General features: G+C 72.4%; 21 protein-coding genes. 11 read left to right on the top strand and 10 right to left on the bottom strand.

The features are described 5' to 3' along the window. Positions 1-85: 85 nt before the first annotated feature. Together ACIP4P_RS31425 and ACIP4P_RS31430 are read left to right on the top strand one after the other, a co-directional pair. On the top strand, positions 86-703 hold the full coding sequence (locus ACIP4P_RS31425) for a hypothetical protein (protein WP_400924265.1): 618 nt from the start codon (positions 86-88) through the stop codon (positions 701-703). A 9-nt stretch (positions 704-712) separates the two neighbouring features. Continuing rightward, positions 713-1,177 carry a hypothetical protein gene (locus ACIP4P_RS31430; protein WP_400924267.1) on the top strand — a complete coding sequence of 155 codons (465 nt, stop codon included), beginning with the start codon at positions 713-715 and terminating at the stop codon, positions 1,175-1,177. A 28-nt stretch (positions 1,178-1,205) separates the two neighbouring features. On the opposite strand, the gene ACIP4P_RS31435 is transcribed toward ACIP4P_RS31430, so the two are convergent. Beyond that, positions 1,206-1,619 (bottom strand): hypothetical protein, encoded by a 414-nt coding sequence (locus ACIP4P_RS31435; RefSeq protein WP_400924269.1) that lies wholly within the window; start codon positions 1,617-1,619, stop codon positions 1,206-1,208. A 188-nt stretch (positions 1,620-1,807) separates the two neighbouring features. Here ACIP4P_RS31435 and ACIP4P_RS31440 point away from each other — a divergent pair, with 188 nt between their 5' ends. The 3 genes from ACIP4P_RS31440 to ACIP4P_RS31450 all read left to right on the top strand — a co-directional run bounded on the left by ACIP4P_RS31440 (position 1,808) and on the right by ACIP4P_RS31450 (position 3,688). Further along, the gene (locus ACIP4P_RS31440) at positions 1,808-2,812 is read left to right on the top strand and encodes a DUF6193 family natural product biosynthesis protein (protein ID WP_400924271.1); all 1,005 of its coding nucleotides are present in this window, start codon (positions 1,808-1,810) and stop codon (positions 2,810-2,812) included. Positions 2,813-2,925: 113 nt separating this feature from the next. Then, on the top strand, positions 2,926-3,399 hold the full coding sequence (locus ACIP4P_RS31445; RefSeq protein ID WP_400924273.1) for a hypothetical protein: 474 nt from the start codon (positions 2,926-2,928) through the stop codon (positions 3,397-3,399). Then, a complete protein-coding gene (locus ACIP4P_RS31450) occupies positions 3,389-3,688 on the top strand; it encodes a hypothetical protein (RefSeq protein ID WP_400924275.1) in 300 nt (99 codons plus the stop codon). The genes ACIP4P_RS31445 and ACIP4P_RS31450 overlap by 11 nt, the downstream gene beginning before the upstream one ends. Before the next feature lie 31 nt (positions 3,689-3,719). Here the strand turns inward: ACIP4P_RS31450 and ACIP4P_RS31455 are convergent, their stop codons facing one another. Both ACIP4P_RS31455 and ACIP4P_RS31460 read right to left on the bottom strand, forming a co-directional pair. After that, positions 3,720-4,358, bottom strand: coding sequence for a hypothetical protein (locus ACIP4P_RS31455; RefSeq protein WP_400924277.1), 639 nt, complete (start codon positions 4,356-4,358; stop codon positions 3,720-3,722). A 372-nt stretch (positions 4,359-4,730) separates the two neighbouring features. Beyond that, positions 4,731-5,141 (bottom strand): VOC family protein, encoded by a 411-nt coding sequence (locus ACIP4P_RS31460; protein WP_400924279.1) that lies wholly within the window; start codon positions 5,139-5,141, stop codon positions 4,731-4,733. Positions 5,142-6,069: 928 nt separating this feature from the next. Here ACIP4P_RS31460 and ACIP4P_RS31465 point away from each other — a divergent pair. Both ACIP4P_RS31465 and ACIP4P_RS31470 read left to right on the top strand, forming a co-directional pair. Beyond that, positions 6,070-6,405: an NIPSNAP family protein gene (locus ACIP4P_RS31465; RefSeq protein WP_400924281.1), complete on the top strand. Its 336-nt coding sequence runs from the start codon at positions 6,070-6,072 to the stop codon at positions 6,403-6,405. A 168-nt stretch (positions 6,406-6,573) separates the two neighbouring features. Then, the gene (locus tag ACIP4P_RS31470) at positions 6,574-7,278 is read left to right on the top strand and encodes a DUF5995 family protein (protein ID WP_400924283.1); all 705 of its coding nucleotides are present in this window, start codon (positions 6,574-6,576) and stop codon (positions 7,276-7,278) included. A 76-nt stretch (positions 7,279-7,354) separates the two neighbouring features. Here ACIP4P_RS31470 and ACIP4P_RS31475 read toward each other — a convergent pair whose 3' ends face one another. After that, on the bottom strand, positions 7,355-7,519 hold the full coding sequence (locus tag ACIP4P_RS31475; RefSeq protein WP_400924285.1) for a hypothetical protein: 165 nt from the start codon (positions 7,517-7,519) through the stop codon (positions 7,355-7,357). A 155-nt stretch (positions 7,520-7,674) separates the two neighbouring features. On the opposite strand from ACIP4P_RS31475, the gene ACIP4P_RS31480 reads away from it, so the two are divergent. Further along, complete coding sequence (locus tag ACIP4P_RS31480; protein WP_400924287.1) at positions 7,675-8,229, top strand: GNAT family N-acetyltransferase; 555 nt, start codon at positions 7,675-7,677, stop codon at positions 8,227-8,229. A 172-nt stretch (positions 8,230-8,401) separates the two neighbouring features. Here ACIP4P_RS31480 and ACIP4P_RS31485 read toward each other — a convergent pair whose 3' ends face one another. The 3 genes from ACIP4P_RS31485 to ACIP4P_RS31495 all read right to left on the bottom strand — a co-directional run bounded on the left by ACIP4P_RS31485 (position 8,402) and on the right by ACIP4P_RS31495 (position 10,100). Next, positions 8,402-8,587 (bottom strand): hypothetical protein, encoded by a 186-nt coding sequence (locus ACIP4P_RS31485; protein ID WP_400924289.1) that lies wholly within the window; start codon positions 8,585-8,587, stop codon positions 8,402-8,404. Positions 8,588-8,623: 36 nt separating this feature from the next. After that, a complete protein-coding gene (locus ACIP4P_RS31490) occupies positions 8,624-8,962 on the bottom strand; it encodes a hypothetical protein (protein WP_400924292.1) in 339 nt (112 codons plus the stop codon). A 148-nt stretch (positions 8,963-9,110) separates the two neighbouring features. Continuing rightward, positions 9,111-10,100 (bottom strand): zinc-binding alcohol dehydrogenase family protein, encoded by a 990-nt coding sequence (locus ACIP4P_RS31495; protein WP_400924294.1) that lies wholly within the window; start codon positions 10,098-10,100, stop codon positions 9,111-9,113. Between the two features lie 110 nt (positions 10,101-10,210). Between ACIP4P_RS31495 and ACIP4P_RS31500 the strand changes: the two genes are divergently transcribed. Beyond that, positions 10,211-10,552, top strand: a complete 342-nt coding sequence (locus tag ACIP4P_RS31500) for an ArsR/SmtB family transcription factor (RefSeq protein WP_400924296.1) — start codon at positions 10,211-10,213, stop codon at positions 10,550-10,552. A gap of 67 nt (positions 10,553-10,619) precedes the next feature. On the opposite strand, the gene ACIP4P_RS31505 is transcribed toward ACIP4P_RS31500, so the two are convergent. Further along, positions 10,620-11,387: a CDP-alcohol phosphatidyltransferase family protein gene (locus tag ACIP4P_RS31505; protein ID WP_400924298.1), complete on the bottom strand. Its 768-nt coding sequence runs from the start codon at positions 11,385-11,387 to the stop codon at positions 10,620-10,622. 293 nt (positions 11,388-11,680) lie between these two features. Between ACIP4P_RS31505 and ACIP4P_RS31510 the strand changes: the two genes are divergently transcribed. Together ACIP4P_RS31510 and ACIP4P_RS31515 are read left to right on the top strand one after the other, a co-directional pair. Next, positions 11,681-12,286 carry an NUDIX hydrolase gene (locus tag ACIP4P_RS31510; protein WP_400924300.1) on the top strand — a complete coding sequence of 202 codons (606 nt, stop codon included), beginning with the start codon at positions 11,681-11,683 and terminating at the stop codon, positions 12,284-12,286. A gap of 55 nt (positions 12,287-12,341) precedes the next feature. Next, on the top strand, positions 12,342-13,034 hold the full coding sequence (locus tag ACIP4P_RS31515) for an HAD family hydrolase (protein ID WP_400924302.1): 693 nt from the start codon (positions 12,342-12,344) through the stop codon (positions 13,032-13,034). A 49-nt stretch (positions 13,035-13,083) separates the two neighbouring features. On the opposite strand, the gene ACIP4P_RS31520 is transcribed toward ACIP4P_RS31515, so the two are convergent. Both ACIP4P_RS31520 and ACIP4P_RS31525 read right to left on the bottom strand, forming a co-directional pair. Beyond that, the gene (locus tag ACIP4P_RS31520) at positions 13,084-13,776 is read right to left on the bottom strand and encodes a YidC/Oxa1 family membrane protein insertase (protein WP_350518125.1); all 693 of its coding nucleotides are present in this window, start codon (positions 13,774-13,776) and stop codon (positions 13,084-13,086) included. A 132-nt stretch (positions 13,777-13,908) separates the two neighbouring features. Then, positions 13,909-14,202 (bottom strand): DUF6412 domain-containing protein, encoded by a 294-nt coding sequence (locus ACIP4P_RS31525; RefSeq protein WP_350518126.1) that lies wholly within the window; start codon positions 14,200-14,202, stop codon positions 13,909-13,911. Positions 14,203-14,209: the final 7 nt, after the last annotated feature.

Genomic DNA, 14,209 nt, shown 5'->3' on the forward strand with positions numbered 1-14,209 from the left:
GCTCCGTCGGCTGCCGCTCTCGGCCCGCCGACCCCCTGTAGTAAAGTCCGCGCAAAGGTCGGCAAAAGACCGCCCGGGGGGACGGATGACGGCGAGGCGTCGCACGCGGATCGCGTGGGGGCTCAGAGGAACGGCGCTCGCGGTGTTCCTGGCCTACCTGCCGGGCTGGCACGCCTCGCGTTCGGGCGGGCTGGTGGTGGTCGAGCACTGGCTGAATCGGCCGGTGCTGCTGATCGGGGCGGCGGTGGTGCTGCTCGTGGCGTCGCTGGTGGTCGGGCTGGAGTTCCGTACCCGGTTCGCGCAGATCGGCTGCGCGGCCGTCCTGGCGCCGCTGGTCGTCGCCGGGATCGCGATCCTGGGCCTGTCCTTGCTGTTCAGCGCCAACGGCGGCCGGGAGGATCGTTTCGTCAGCCCGAACCGCACGGACCGGGTGCTGACCGTCACCAATGTCGCCTTCTCGGTCGACCCGGTCTACCAGGTGGAGCTGGAGACCGGCAGCGGCTGGTCCGCCCGGCACTGGAGCATGGGCACCTGGGACACCAGCGGCGGCGACTTCGTCCGCATCGACTGGTCCGGCCCGGACGAGATCACCGTGACCGGCCGGGAGAAGTTCACCGTCTTCGACGTCCACTCCGACGGCAGCCTGAGCGAGCCCCGGGTGCTGCCCAAGCAGGGGAGTGCCGCCGCGGAGCCGTCCTCCTAAGCTGTCCCGATGCAGACATGGATCCGTGGGGGACGGGGAGCTGGGCCGCGCCGGCCGCGCTGGGCGCGCTGGGTGGCGGCGGTGTACGTGATCGGCTTCGTCGAGGGGACCGGGGCGCACCTCTACGACGTGCTCACCGGCGGACTCCACGCCTACCGGGACTGGCCGCTGCCGAGCCAACTGCTGTTCCACGCCCTGCTCGTACTGGACCCGCTGGCCGCCGTGCTGGTCGCCCGGGCCCGCCCGGTGGGACCGCTGCTCGGCGCGGCGATCATGGCCGCGGACCTGGTCGCGAACTGGTGGGGAAACTGGGACGGACTGGTGCACCGGCCGCTCGACTACCTCCAGCCGGTCGGGCTGCTGCCGATGACGCTCTTCGGGCTGCTCGTGTTCGGGACGGCGGTGCCGCTCCGGCGGGTGTTCCACCGGACCGCTCCGCGGGCCGTCGCGGCCCCGCGCACCCAGGAGGCCTGAGCCCGCAGGGCCGCCGGGCCCGGGTGGGTCACCAGGTGTCGATGCCCATGGTCTTGGCGGCGCTGTGGATGGCGTTGTAGTGGGCGATCGACATGTCCGACTTCTTGTCCTTCGGCGGGAGGTTCTTGTCGGCGGCGCGGAACTCGTCACGGGCCTCGGCGAGCAGGCTGGTCCCGTAGGAGACCGGGACGTCATTGGTGCCGTGGGCAGGGTGGGACTTGGCGGCGGTCTTGCTGCCGGCGTTGGCGAGGGTGCTGCGGGCCTGGTTGTAGTCGGCGGCCTTGACCGTCTTGGGGTTGCGGACCTGCGCCTGCACCCCGGCCACCGACGGGGCCTGCTCGGCGGCCATGGCGGCCGGTGCGACGGCGGCGGTCAGGGCGCCGGCGGTCAGGGCGCCGGCGGTGAGGGCGGTGGCGAGGACGTTGCGGACGATCCTGTTCATGGGAATGCCTTCCGTAAACGTGTCGGGGATTCGCCTCCGGATGGGAAGTGGCAATCGTCGGAGTGCGAACGTCTCCGCACTACCCCGGGCGTCGAGAGCGGAAAACCCGCTTTCGTTCGGTTTGTTGGGAAGTGGTGGGATCAGGCCGTTCTCTGGATTCAGGGAATTCGTATCGTCAGACTGGAGGGGTGGATCCTGATCTCTACCCCGAGCCGGCCGCTGCGGGAAGCCTCACCGCCGCCCTGGAGGCGACGGCCGCCGAGCTGGGCGCCGATGTCAGCCTGGTGCCCGGGACGCAAGGTGGGACCGAGGCGGCCATCCTGGCCGCGGCTCCCGATCGCAACCCGCTCCGGGTCTTCGCCGCCGCCGACCGGCGCGGGTTCGGCGTCGTCGGCTGGAGCCGAGGCGGCGTTCAGATGATCACAGGGGGCACGACGGACCTCCGGGACGTCGTCCGGGCCGCGGTGCTGTGGAGCAGTGGCCGGAGCCTGCGGGAGATGTGCGAACAGGTGCCGTTCCTGGAGCACGACGACTTCGCGGCCGCGGCCGAGCGTGGCCCGGCCGCGGCCGTCGAGTGCCAGTGGCGCGGGATCCGGGCGACGGCGGCCGAGACTCCCGGGTTCCCGGAGTACGCCCGGCTGGTCGAGGCGGCGTACGCCGAACCGAGGCTGCGACAGCTGTTCCCCGTCACCAGCCACTGGACGCTCGGCTTCCAGGCCTGCATCGGCCTCTCGTTCGTGGTCGAGGTCGCGATCGAACCGGGGTCGAACGGCTGCCCGTACCGCGTACGGCCGTTGCTGATGAGAGGGGTGCTCGGGGTGACGGACTCGGCCGAGGAAGCGGTCGCCATGGCCGTCGCCCACCTTCCCGCCGACCTCGGGCCCGCCGTCGTCCGGAACGACGACGAGCACGCGCGCGCCCTGAACTCCCTGAAGGGGGTGCCCGATCTGGACGAGATCGAGCGGTGGTTCGCCGCCGTGGCCGAGGGGCGGGTGAGCCGGGACGAGGCGGACTGGTGGGCGTCCTGCTGGTTGCTCGACGACGACCTGACGTGGGACGAACTCTCCTTCTGGGCTCTGGAACTGCTCTGCGGGATCGACCTCGCCACCGGTCCCGGGGGCCCGTACCTGCACGACGACGCGCAGGTGCGGGAGTGGCTCGACGAGCTGCGGCGGCGTCGGGGTGCCCAATGACGGGCTGCGGAAGGCGCGGGCTGACGTGAGAGGAAACGGCGTGACGGTACGGTCGAGGAAGATCATGATGTGAGGGCAGGCGTACCGATCCCCGCCCGCGAAGGAGCCCGCAGATGACGGCGACGACCCCCGGCAGCTTCCAGTCGGTCACGTTCGCGGCCTGGCGCGACCACCCGCCCGGCCGGGACCGTCCGTCCGGTCGGCACTACGTCACGCTGCCGGAACTCCTGGTACGACTGGGCAGCTTCGGGCTCGGCCTCCGCTGGAAGGCACAGATCGACGATGCCCGACAGATCACCGCCTTCGCCGAGATCGAGCGGGCCTGCGCCGGGGCCGGGCTCGGCACCCTGGAACTGCTGGCCCTGGTGGCACCGGGTTTCCAGTTCATCGACGCGGACTTCGCCGGGTACGCGGGCGATGAACTGAAGGTGGTACTGCGGGAGTTCGACAGCACGAGCTGGGACGTCTGCACCACGGACGCCTCGGTGATCCGAGAGATCCGCCGGCACTACCCGGACGCGGTGCCGTGTCATCCGGCCGGGGCCGTGAGCACGCCCGTCCACCATGATGGTGATCATGACTGGTGAGCCCTTGTCCGTGTCCCTCGATGAGCTGCGCAGGTCGTTCGACGTGCTGCTGCGCCATGTGGAAGCCCGGGCGGGCGATGCCGTCGTCCTGGACAAGGACTACTTCTGGGCTGTCCCATCGAGCGACCTGTATGACGTCCTCAGGCGGCCGGACGACCTGATGATCGGGCAGCTCTCGGAGTCCTGGCAGCAGCTGAGGGACCTGCTGGCCGACCGGGACCGTGCTGTGGGGCACCACTTGGTGTGGTTGGCCGACGTCCTGCGGGCGGTGGGCCGGGCCGTTCCGTAGCCGCCTCCGGCGTCGGTCCACGGCCGGGGTTCTAGAGGCTGCCGCCGAGGAGGACGCGGTAGACGATGGTGGTGTCGTCGGTGCTCACCTCGGTGCAGAGCTCGCGCCGGTCGAGCAGCCAGCCGTTGGCCTCGCACTGCTGCCGGGGTCGGAGGCGGTCGGCGGCCTCGGCCGTCGGCACTCCGGGTGGGGCGGTGAGGTAGCGGGTGCGCCAGCAGGTGGAGCCGCTGCCGTTGCCGCAGCCCTGGCCGGTGTGGAGGGTGGTGTAGCCGGGTGGCGGTTGGGGCAGGGCCGTCGCGGAGGGGACGTCCGCCTCGTGGAAGAGCACCAGGGCCAGCAGTGGGGTGAGGGGCAGGACCAGGGCGAGTTGGGTGTGGAAGGCGATGCCCGCCGCCCGGGACCAGCCGGCCGGGCGGTCCGTGCGCGGCCCGGCGATCCGCCGTTCCAGCCACAGGCCGAGCAGGACGGCCAGTTCGGCGAGCGGGGTGTACAGCAGGTACAGCTCGGTCTCGTTGCGCGGCTGCAGGAGGTCGAGGGCGACGGCGAGGATCAGCGCGAGCCAGAGCAGCAGCGCGCCGGCGAGCGGCGCCCGGAACGGTGTCGCCCGGGCACGCAGCAGCCAGTGGGCGAGCGGTAGCAGCGCGAACAGCACTCCGACGACGGCCCACACGGCGATCCGACCCCCCAGCGCGATTGACGGTGTCCTGGGAGTTCGGACGCCCGGGCGGCGCCCGTCGGTTCCGGCACGAAGGAAGCCTCCTCCTGCTGGTCTCACCGTTCACCTCTCCGCGGGTGATCACGATCTCGTCGTGGACGTGTCGTTCGGCCTGCAGCGTGACGGCCTCCCGGATCCGCTCGACCGGGAAGGTCGCCGCGATCGGCACCGTGATCCCGCCGGTGCGGACGGCCTCGGCGCCGAGCCCGTGCAGGAACCCGAAGGTGCCCTCGGAGGCGGTACCGAGCACCCAGGCGGCCGCGGCCGCGCGGTAGGGGTGGGGGCCGCCGGGTACGACGGGACCGCCGCCCGCCGCCGGCAAGGGAGTCAGGCGTTGGCCCAGGCGCGGGTGGAGAGCACGAGGAGGTAGCCGTCCGGGTCCTGGACGGTGACGCCCCAGGTGTCCCAGTACGGGTTGTGGGCCGGGACCCGCTTGCCGCCGTGCTGTTCGAGCCGTGCCAGCAGCTCGTCGCCGACGGGTTCGCCGAGGTAGACGACCAGCAGGTCCTCGGCGGTGGGCCGGGGTTCGACGGGCGCGGCGGGGTCGTGGACCAGCTCCAGGTGCCAGGCGGCCGCAGGCCAGCCGACCATGAGGAGGGAGTGCTCGCCGGGGGTGCCGTCCGTCGTGTGCCGGTAGAGGACGTCGAGGCCGAGGCCGGAGACCCAGAACTCCTCCGCCGCTTCGAGGTTGCGGGAGGGGCGGGCGATGCGAATGTGGGCGGTGGCGTCGGCGGGCATGGTGCGGCCTCCTGGGGAGGGGTGGGCGGGGCTGGTGGCAGTGAGCCTAGGGATCACCGGGGCGGGTGCCATCGGGCGCTGGTCCTAGTCCGCCGGGCCTCGGTCCGGGGTGCTGGATGCCAACGGCCTCGGGGCAACGTCGCCCCCTCCAGCGGGGAACGCGGAAGGCCCGGCACCTGGGTAGGTACCGGGCCTTCCGACTGTGGAGCGCCAGGCCCGGATTGCACGGACTCTTCCTACTGAAAGTAGGACGTGCTCTGGTAGCACCGCTGACGCCTGACGAGGAATCTTCTCCCTCGCGACAAGAAGAAGACTAGCAGGTCAGCGGCCATGATCCGAATCGGGCGGTACGGCGGTGGGGAACGCGGAAGGCCCGGCACCTGGGTAGGTGCCGGGCCTTCCGACTGTGGAGCGCCAGGCCCGGATTGCACGGACTCTTCCTACTGAAAGTAGGACGTGCTCTGGTAGCACCACTGACGCCTGACGAGGATTCATCTCCCTCGCGACAAGAAGAAGACTAGCAGGTCAACGGCGGTGGTCCGAATCGGGCCCGAGAGGTCGTCAGGCGCCGAACTCCCCATTGCGGATGGCGTCTGGCAGGAGGCTGCTGCGGACGTGGGCGGAGTCGGGGCCTATGGCCACCTCAGTGCAGTTGCTCGCATTTGAGCATGCGTTGGGCCGGATCCAGGAGCGGTTCTCCATCGCCCCACGGTTCGGTGGAGCCCGAAAGGCGTGCGTCCTTTCACCGGTGATCGCAGCCCCATGGCGAACCCGCTTCCACGCGCAGGAAGTCGGCCGGGCCGACTTCCTGCGCACACCTCCTTTCCGGCGGCCCGGCCGTCAAGGGTTATGCGTGCGCACGATTCGGAGCTTGAGGTCCTGCCACGCCACTGGAAGGGTCGGCCTCGCCGACAACAGGGGAGCCGCCGTGATTCTGGAGATCCGCACCTACCGTCTGAAGCCAGGCAGCGGAGCCGACTTCGTCCGGATCATGGCCGAGGAGTCCGTGCCCCGCCTCGAAGCCGCCGGCATTCGGGTCGTGGACCACGGCGGCTCGCTCGTCGCCGAGGACGGTCACGAAGAGGCCTATCTGCTCCGGGCGTTCGACTCCGTCGAGCAGCATCGCGCGCAGGAGGACGCCTTCTACGGCAGCGACGTCTGGCGGCGGGGGCCGCGCGAGGCGATCGTCTCCCGGATCGAAGGCATGCACTCCGTCGTGATCGAGGTGCCCGACCACGCCGTGGAGGCCTTCAGGCGTCCCTGATCACCCCGGGGGCCTGCTGTCGTGTGATGCGGCGGAGTCTGTGCGCGGCCTGCGGGACTTCGCTTCGTCCGTGCACTACCTTTCGTGCTGCGTCGCCACGCTCCGTGACCGGAGGCGCTCCCCGGCGGCGTGCGGTGCACACCCGACCCGTCCCACGGAAGGATCGTGATGACTGCCCAACTCCCCACCACCGTCGACGGAGTGATCGACCGACTCGCGGCGCTCGACGCCGAGCTCGACCCCCGCGACGGCGTGGCCTGCTTCAACCACATCTACCTGAAGGTCACCAAGCTGGTGAAGGCGAAGGTCACCGACGGCACCTTCAAGGACGGCGCGTTCATCGAGCAGATGGACGTGAACTTCGCCGGGCTCTTCCTCAAGAACGTCGACTCCGCCAAGGCCGGCGGTCGGGTCGACCCGGCCTGGCAGTCGATCTTCGACCAGCGCCACAACCCGGTCATCTGGCCGATCCAGTTCGCCCTGGCCGCGATGAACGCCCACATCGACCACGACCTCGCCCTCGCCGTCGTCGAGACCTGCAAGCAGCGGCGGACCTCGCCCGACACCCCGCCGGTGCACGAGGACTTCGAGAAGGTCAACGACCTGCTGGCCGACGCCGAGGCGGAGATCCGGGCCGAGTTCGAGCTGCAGTTGGAGAAGATCGCCACCGCGCCGGCCGAGTCGCTCAAGCACTACGTCTCGTCCTTCAGCATGGCCGCCGCCCGTGAGGTGGCCTGGTCCAACGCCACCCGGCTCTGGAAGGTGCGGGACGACTTCCTCGCCTACCAGTACGAACTCGCCGCCATCACCAGGCCGGTGGGCTTCGCCAACGTCGCCATCCTCACCCCGGTCATCCCTCCGCCGGCCGACTAGGGCGGGCAGTCGCGCGTGGGCGGGAGACGGCTCCGGTGCCGTCTCCCGCCCACTGGTCTCGGCGGGCCGTGGCCGGTCAGACGCAGCCGGCCGGGTTGCCGGAGCAGCCCTCGGGCGTCGCCGGGGCGGCGGTGCCCGCGGCGACGGACGGGGTCGTCCCCGGGTGGGGCGACGTGCCCGCGGTGCCGATCATCACAGCCGCCGCGATGCCGATCATCACGTGAACTACCTGCCTGAGCACGATGGTCCTCCGGTCTGCCGAATGAACTCCTGTGCACAGTAAGTCGGTTGCTGGCAGACGGCCGGTCAACGGGTGACCGGCGGGGCCGCCGTACCGCCGTCCGACGGGCTCGAAAAGGGTTGCGCGGATGATCCGGGACTGTCGACGATCATCCGATGGACACAGTCATCAGACGCGTACGGGCCGACGAGTGGGAGCAGGGCAAGGCGATCCGCCTGGACGCCCTGCGGGATCCGATCGCGCACCTCGCCTTCCTGGACACCTACGAGAACGCCGCCGCCAGGGCCGACGAGTTCTGGCGGGACCGCACCGCCGGGGCCGCCGAGGGCGACTCCGTGTGCCAGCTCGTCGCGGAGGCCGCCGACGGGCGGTGGCTCGGCACGATGACGGTACTGGTCGAGCTGCCCGGCGGGCCGGGGGCGCTCGACGGCGACGTCATCGCCGTGCCGCAGGCGCACGTGGTCGGGGTCTACGTCCGGCCCGAGGCGCGCGGCACCGGCCTGGCGCACCGGCTGATCGAGGCCGCCCAGGAGTGGGCCTGGGCGCTCACCGAACCCCGGCTCCAGCGGGTCCGGCTGTTCGTCCACGAGGACAACGCGCGCGCCGAGGCGATGTACGTGCGGGCCGGCTTCAAGCACTCGGGCGCGTCGGCGCCGGTGCCGGGCGACGGGACGGGCCGCGAGATCGAGCTGGCGGTCGAGCGCGGCTGAGCACGGCTGGGCGCTGGGCCGGGGCCGCCGTCGCGGCGCCCTGGCCCAGCCGGCCGAAGGCCGCTACCGGGTTCTCCTGGTGGAAGATCACGGGCGACTCGTCAGGATTCTCGTCATGCTCGGCCCCGACAGCCGTGCGCCCGGTCTGTGCCCGGGGTGCGGAGCGCGGGTGCTACCAGCCCCACTCGACCTCGCCGTCGTCCGCCAGCCCCGCCCGCCGGGCCAGCCAGCGGGCGCGTTCGACGTCGCCGTCCCGGAAGTGGACGAACAGGGTGTGATGCTCGGCCGGGCGGTCGAAGTCGACGTTGTCGCTGTTCAGGGCGAGCTGCAGATGGGTGTCCTTGGCGCGCCGCGCCATGCCCAACTCCGGTACGGCGGGCCAGAAGAAGTAGCTTCAGGAGAGCGATCCCGGGCCGCTGCCGATGGCGTCGAGGAAGCGCTCCTCGAAGGTCCCGGCGGGCTGTTGGACCTGGAACTCCAGTGGCAGCAGCGCCTCGACCCCGGGCGTCGCGGCCTCGCGGACCGCCGTCCGGTGGAGGTCGATGGGGGTGGCCCGCGCCTCCGGGAAGGCCGCGAAGAGGCGCCGGGCCTCGGCGGCGGTGAGTGCGGTCGTCACGCCCTCGGTGTTGCAGTCGGCCACCGCCTCGGCGAGGGCCAGCAGCCGCCGGGCGGCGGCGTGGGCGACGTGCGGATCCGGGGTCCGGAGGACGGGGAGGGCTGTCGAGGTGCTCACCGTGGTGATCCAAGCAGTTCGGGTGCCATCGAGCACTCGGATATCGGGGCGGGCTGCTGCTGAGCCGAGTGCTCAAGGGAGGCTCAAGGGAGACGGCGAGTTGCCGTCGCGCGGGAAGTCGGACCGGCCGACTTCCCGCGCAGGGCGGTCAACCGCCCACCCGCACCACGTACTTGCCGGTGGCCCGCCCCTGCTCTATCGCGTCGTGCGCCGCCGGGACGGCCTCCAGGCCCGGCAGTTCGGTGAGCGGGAGGGTGAGGCCGCGGTGGGCCTGGAGGCCGAGGGTGGTGCGGATGGCTCGGGCGAGGCGCTCGGGGGCGGTGGCGGCGTAGGCGCGGTGGCTGAAGCCGGTGACGGAGAGGTTGCCGCCCATCAGTTGGCCGAGCGTGGGCATGGTGCCGACCTCGCCGCCGCCCGCGTTGCCGAACAGGACGATCCGGCCGCCGGGGGCGGTGACCGTCAGGTCGAGTTCCAGGGTGGTGGTGCCCAGCGGGTCGAGCACCAGGTCGACGCCCCGGCCGCTGGTGGCGGTGCGGACGGCGTCGGCGAGCTGCTCGTCGCGGGCGAAGGCGTGGTGGTAGCCCAGGTCGACGGCGGCCGGGGCCTTCTCCGGGCGGCCGACGGTGCCGATCAGCGTGCCCTCGCCGCCGAGCAGCGGGACGAGCTGGGCGATCGCGCTGCCGATGCCGCCGCCGGCCGAGTGGACCAGGACGGTGTCCCCGGCGGTCAGCCGGCCCGCGTCGGTGAGCAGCAGGACGGCGGTGGCGAGGCCGAGCGGGGCGGCCGCGGCGGCGCTGAGCGCCAGCCCGTCCGGGACGGGGACGGTCAGGACGGCGTCGGCGAGCACGACCTCGGCCAGTCCGGCGCCGACCGGTGCGGCGGCGACCCGGTCGCCGACGGCCAGTCCGGTGACGCCCTCACCGAGCTCCCGGACCGTTCCGGCCACCTCCTTGCCGGGCAGGTAGGGCCAGGCGGAGGTGTAGCCGCCGTCGCCGCGGCGGGCCATCACGTCCACGAAGTTGAGTCCGGCCCAGGCGACGTCGATCGCCACCTGGCCGGGGCCGGGGTGCGGTGCGGCGGTCTCCCGGATCTCGGAGTTCTCGGCTCCACCGGGTGCGGTCATCACCAGTGCGCGCATGTCGGGCCCCCTCGACTACTATGTTCGACGAACGGCGAAATTGCCGTGGCAAAGTGGTACCACTCAATTTCGGCGTTTGTCGAACATCGCAGATCAGAGGAGGTCCGGACGTGCCCCGCAGCACCCGCCGTCGACCGGCGCTCGCCCACCCCGAGGCCGAGGCCATCGACCTGTACGACGTCCTGCACGCGCTCTCCGACCCCACCCGGATGACCATCGTCCGGATCCTGCGGACCGAGCCCGAACGGGCCTGCGGCACCTTCCCGGTGGACGTCGCGCCCTCCACCCTCAGCCACCACTTCAAGGTGCTGCGCGAGTCCGGCGTGATCAGCCAGCGGGAGGAGGCCAACCGCCGCTTCTCCGCGCTGCGGACGGTCGACCTCGAACAGCGCTTCCCGGGCCTGCTGGACACCGTCCTCGTCGCGCTCGCCCGCAACGGGGACGACACCTAGCCACCGGCCCTCCCGCCGGGGCGGCCCGGGCCGCCTCCGGCCGCGCGGGGCCGGAGGCGGGGGCGGGTCAGCGCAGGCGCGAGGAGGACAGGATCGACGCCAGGTGCGCCGCCACCATCCCCCAGGTGATCACCGCGATCCCGGCGAGGGTCCAGCGGGTCGCGTCCAGGTTGTGCAGGCCGGCGTCCACCACGGCCGCCGCCAGCAGCACCAGCGAGGCCTCGATGCCGTTGGTCACCCGGTGGATCTTGAAGATCGAGGCGAACCGGCGGGCCGTCGCGATGCCCTGGGAACGCGGCTGGGTCGACTCCTCGTCCGCCGGCGGCTGCCCGCTGCGGGCGCGGGCCACGTCCACCAGGTCCGTCGAGGCCTTGAGCAGCACCACGCCCAGCGCGGCCGCCAGGCCCACCGACACCCACAGCTCCGAGCCCCCACGGGCCGCCCGGACGCCCGCGCCGATCATCAGCGCGGCGTCCGCCAGATAGGCGCCGAGCCGGTCCACGTACACCCCGGCCATGCTGAACTGGCGCTTCCAGCGCGCCACTTCGCCGTCCACGCAGTCGAACAGCAGGAACAGCTGGAACAGCACCGCGGCCAGCACCGCGCCGGTCAGGCCCGGGATCAGCAGGGCCGCGCCACCGCCGACCCCGCACACCACCATCACCCAGGTCAGGGTGTTCGGCGAGACCGAGGTGCGCACCAGCTGCCGGGTGGTCCGCAGCGAGATCGCCCGCATGTAGAGCCGGCCCGCCCAGTGTTCACCGTTGCGGCTCTGCAGCTTGGCCTGCGGCTGGCACACCTCGCGCAGCTCGGCGAGCGCCGGAGCAGCCACCATGACGACATCCCTCCACCTGTCCCGGAACGGGACCCGCTGTCCCGGAACGGGACCCCAAACGATCACCACAGGCTACGGCCTCCGGGTGGGCGCCCTGAGCAGCAGGTACGCCCCCCGCGGCCGGGAAAACCGGTGGGCCGCCCGACCGCCCCGCGGCTAGGCTTCGCGGGTTCACCGGAACCGGAGCCCCCGGACCCGATCGCCCGTTCCCACACGCCCGTTGACGTCGTCGGACGCGGAAACGGTTCACGGCGAGGCGGCCCCGGGGCGGAACGAGGGAGAGCGCAGACACCATGGTGACCACGGGTACCGCCCCGCAGGGCCCCGACCTGGCCCGACTCCTGGCCGACCACCGGCCGCAGGGCCCGGCCGAGACCGCCGACCACGCCCGGGCGAGCGCCCTGCTCACCGCCCACGACGGCGCGGCTCGCGACACCGACGGCCCGCACGCCCGCGACCTCTGGGACCGGGGCACCCCGCTGCACTTCACCGCCTCCGCGCTGATCGTCCACCCGCCGACCCGTCGGGTGCTGCTGCGCTGGCACGTGCGCCAGCAGGCCTGGCTGCAGGTCGGCGGCCACGGTGACCCGGGCGAGACCCGGCCGTTGGACATCGCCCTGCGCGAGGGCCTGGAGGAGACCGGTCTGACCGACCTCACCCCCTGGCCGGATGCCGCCCTCGTCCACCTCGCCGTGGTGCCCGTCCCGGCCTCGTCCGTCGAGCCCGCCCACGAGCACGCCGACCTGCGCTTCCTGCTGGCCACCGACACCCCGGACGCGGCCCGGCCGGAGAACCCGGCCTCGCCGCTGGAGTGGCTCACCGTCGAGGAGGCCAAGCGGCGGACCACCGAGGCGAACTTCCGCGAGACCCTCGACCGCGCCGCCCGCCTGCTCGGCTGAACCACAGCCTCCCGCAAGGAAGCCGGCAAAGAACCCGACAAGGAACCCCGCCACCGTGACACACACCGACCAGACCCTCGTCTTCGACGCCGACGACACCCTGTGGGAGAACAACGTCCTCTTCGAGCGGGTCATCGACGGCTTCCTGGACTGGGTCGCCGCTCCCGCCGGGCGGGACGGCGCCCGCGCCCTGCTCGACCGGATCGAGGCCGCCAACGCCGCCGCCCTCGGCTACGGCTCCGCCGTCTTCCGGCAGAGCCTCGCCGACTGCCTGCGGCAGCTGAACGACGACCGCACCCCCACCGCGGCCGAGCTCGACCGGATCGACGCGCTGCTCACCCCGCTCACCTGGCGCGGCGAGGTCGAACTGATCCCCGGCGTCGCCGACACCCTCGGCGCCCTGGCCGCCCGCCACCGGCTGCTGCTGCTCACCAAGGGCGACCTGGACGAGCAGCAGGCCAAGGTGGACGCGTCCACGATCGCCCACCACTTCCGCAGCGTCCACATCGTGGCCGAGAAGTCCGTCGACACCTACCAGCAGCTCACCGCCGAACTCGGCCTCGACCCGGACCGGACCTGGATGATCGGCAACTCGCCCAAGTCCGACATCGCCCCCGCCCGGCTGGCCGGCCTGCGCACCGTCTTCATCCCACACGAGCACACCTGGGTGCTGGAGCACCAGGAACTCGGCCCGGACGAGGCGACGCTGCAGCTCGCGGCCTTCCCGGAGCTGCTGCGCCACTTCTGAGCCCTCGGGTTCCGAGCCCGCAGGCACTGAGCCCGCGGGCTCGGAGCCCTCAGGCCGCCAGCGCCGTCACCGGGGCCTGGTCCGTACCCCGGTACAGCCAGGCCCGCTCCGCCGCCGACCACACGCTGGTCGTCACCAGGTACAGCGCGGCGGCCACCGGCACCAGCAGCGCGAACAGCACCGACCCGAACGACAGGTACGGCAGCAGCGCCGCCCCCGGCTGCGGGGTGGTCTGCGCGGCCGCCGCCCGCCGGGCCCGGCGGTAGTTGACGTACCCGACCGCCGCCAGCCCGGCCTCCAGTACCGCGAACACCGCGAACTGCCCGGCGCCGTGTGCGTTCCCGACGTGCAGGCCGAGCGGCACGCCGAACAGGGTGTGGTCCAGCAGGTCGTTCGGGGTGGTGAACAGCCGGTACATCACCGAGAAGAACGGGATCTGCACCAGCATCGGCAGGCAGCCCGCGAACGGTGACACCTGCTCCTTCCGGTACAGCTCGGCCAGCGCCTCGCGCTGCTTCTCCGGGCGGTCCTTGTACTTCCGGTTCAGCTCGGCGATCTTCGGCGCGAGGGTCGAACGGGCCTTCTCCCCGCGCGCGGCCGCCCGGGCCAGCGGGTGCAGGGCCAGCCGTACGACGAGGACGAACAGGACGATCGCCAGTGCGGTCGGCAGGACGTGGGCGATGGCGGCGACCGCGGCGTGGGCGACGGCGACGGCCGGGTCGAGAACAGCGAGAACGGACATGGTGGAGCGAGCCCTCCGGGGTCTCGGGTTGCGAGTGATCGGCGGAGGACGGCCACGAAAGGACGCACGGCGACACCGAAGGCACCCGCGGCGATGCCGAAGGGATGCGAAAGGGCTTGCGGTGAAGCGGAGTTACGCGGCCGCCGGGACCGCTCCCGGCGCCCTGGGGCGTCGCCGGCCCCGGGCGTCCGGATCGCGCTGCGGCAGGAAGGCCGTACCGAAGGCCCGACGTCGCAGCGTCCCGCTGCGCACCGCCGCCGGCGCCCGTGCGCCCAGCAGCCGTGCCCCGGCCAGCGCCCCCGCGACCGCCCCGGCGACCAGCACCACGGCCGCCACGGCGGCGACGGACGCCAGCGCGCCGCCGTCGATCACCACGTCCCCGGTCACCACCCGGAGCAGCCCGAGCAGGAACGTCACAACGCCCATGGCAGGC

The organism is Kitasatospora sp. NPDC089509, assembly GCF_044749365.1.
Taxonomy (GTDB): domain Bacteria; phylum Actinomycetota; class Actinomycetes; order Streptomycetales; family Streptomycetaceae; genus Kitasatospora.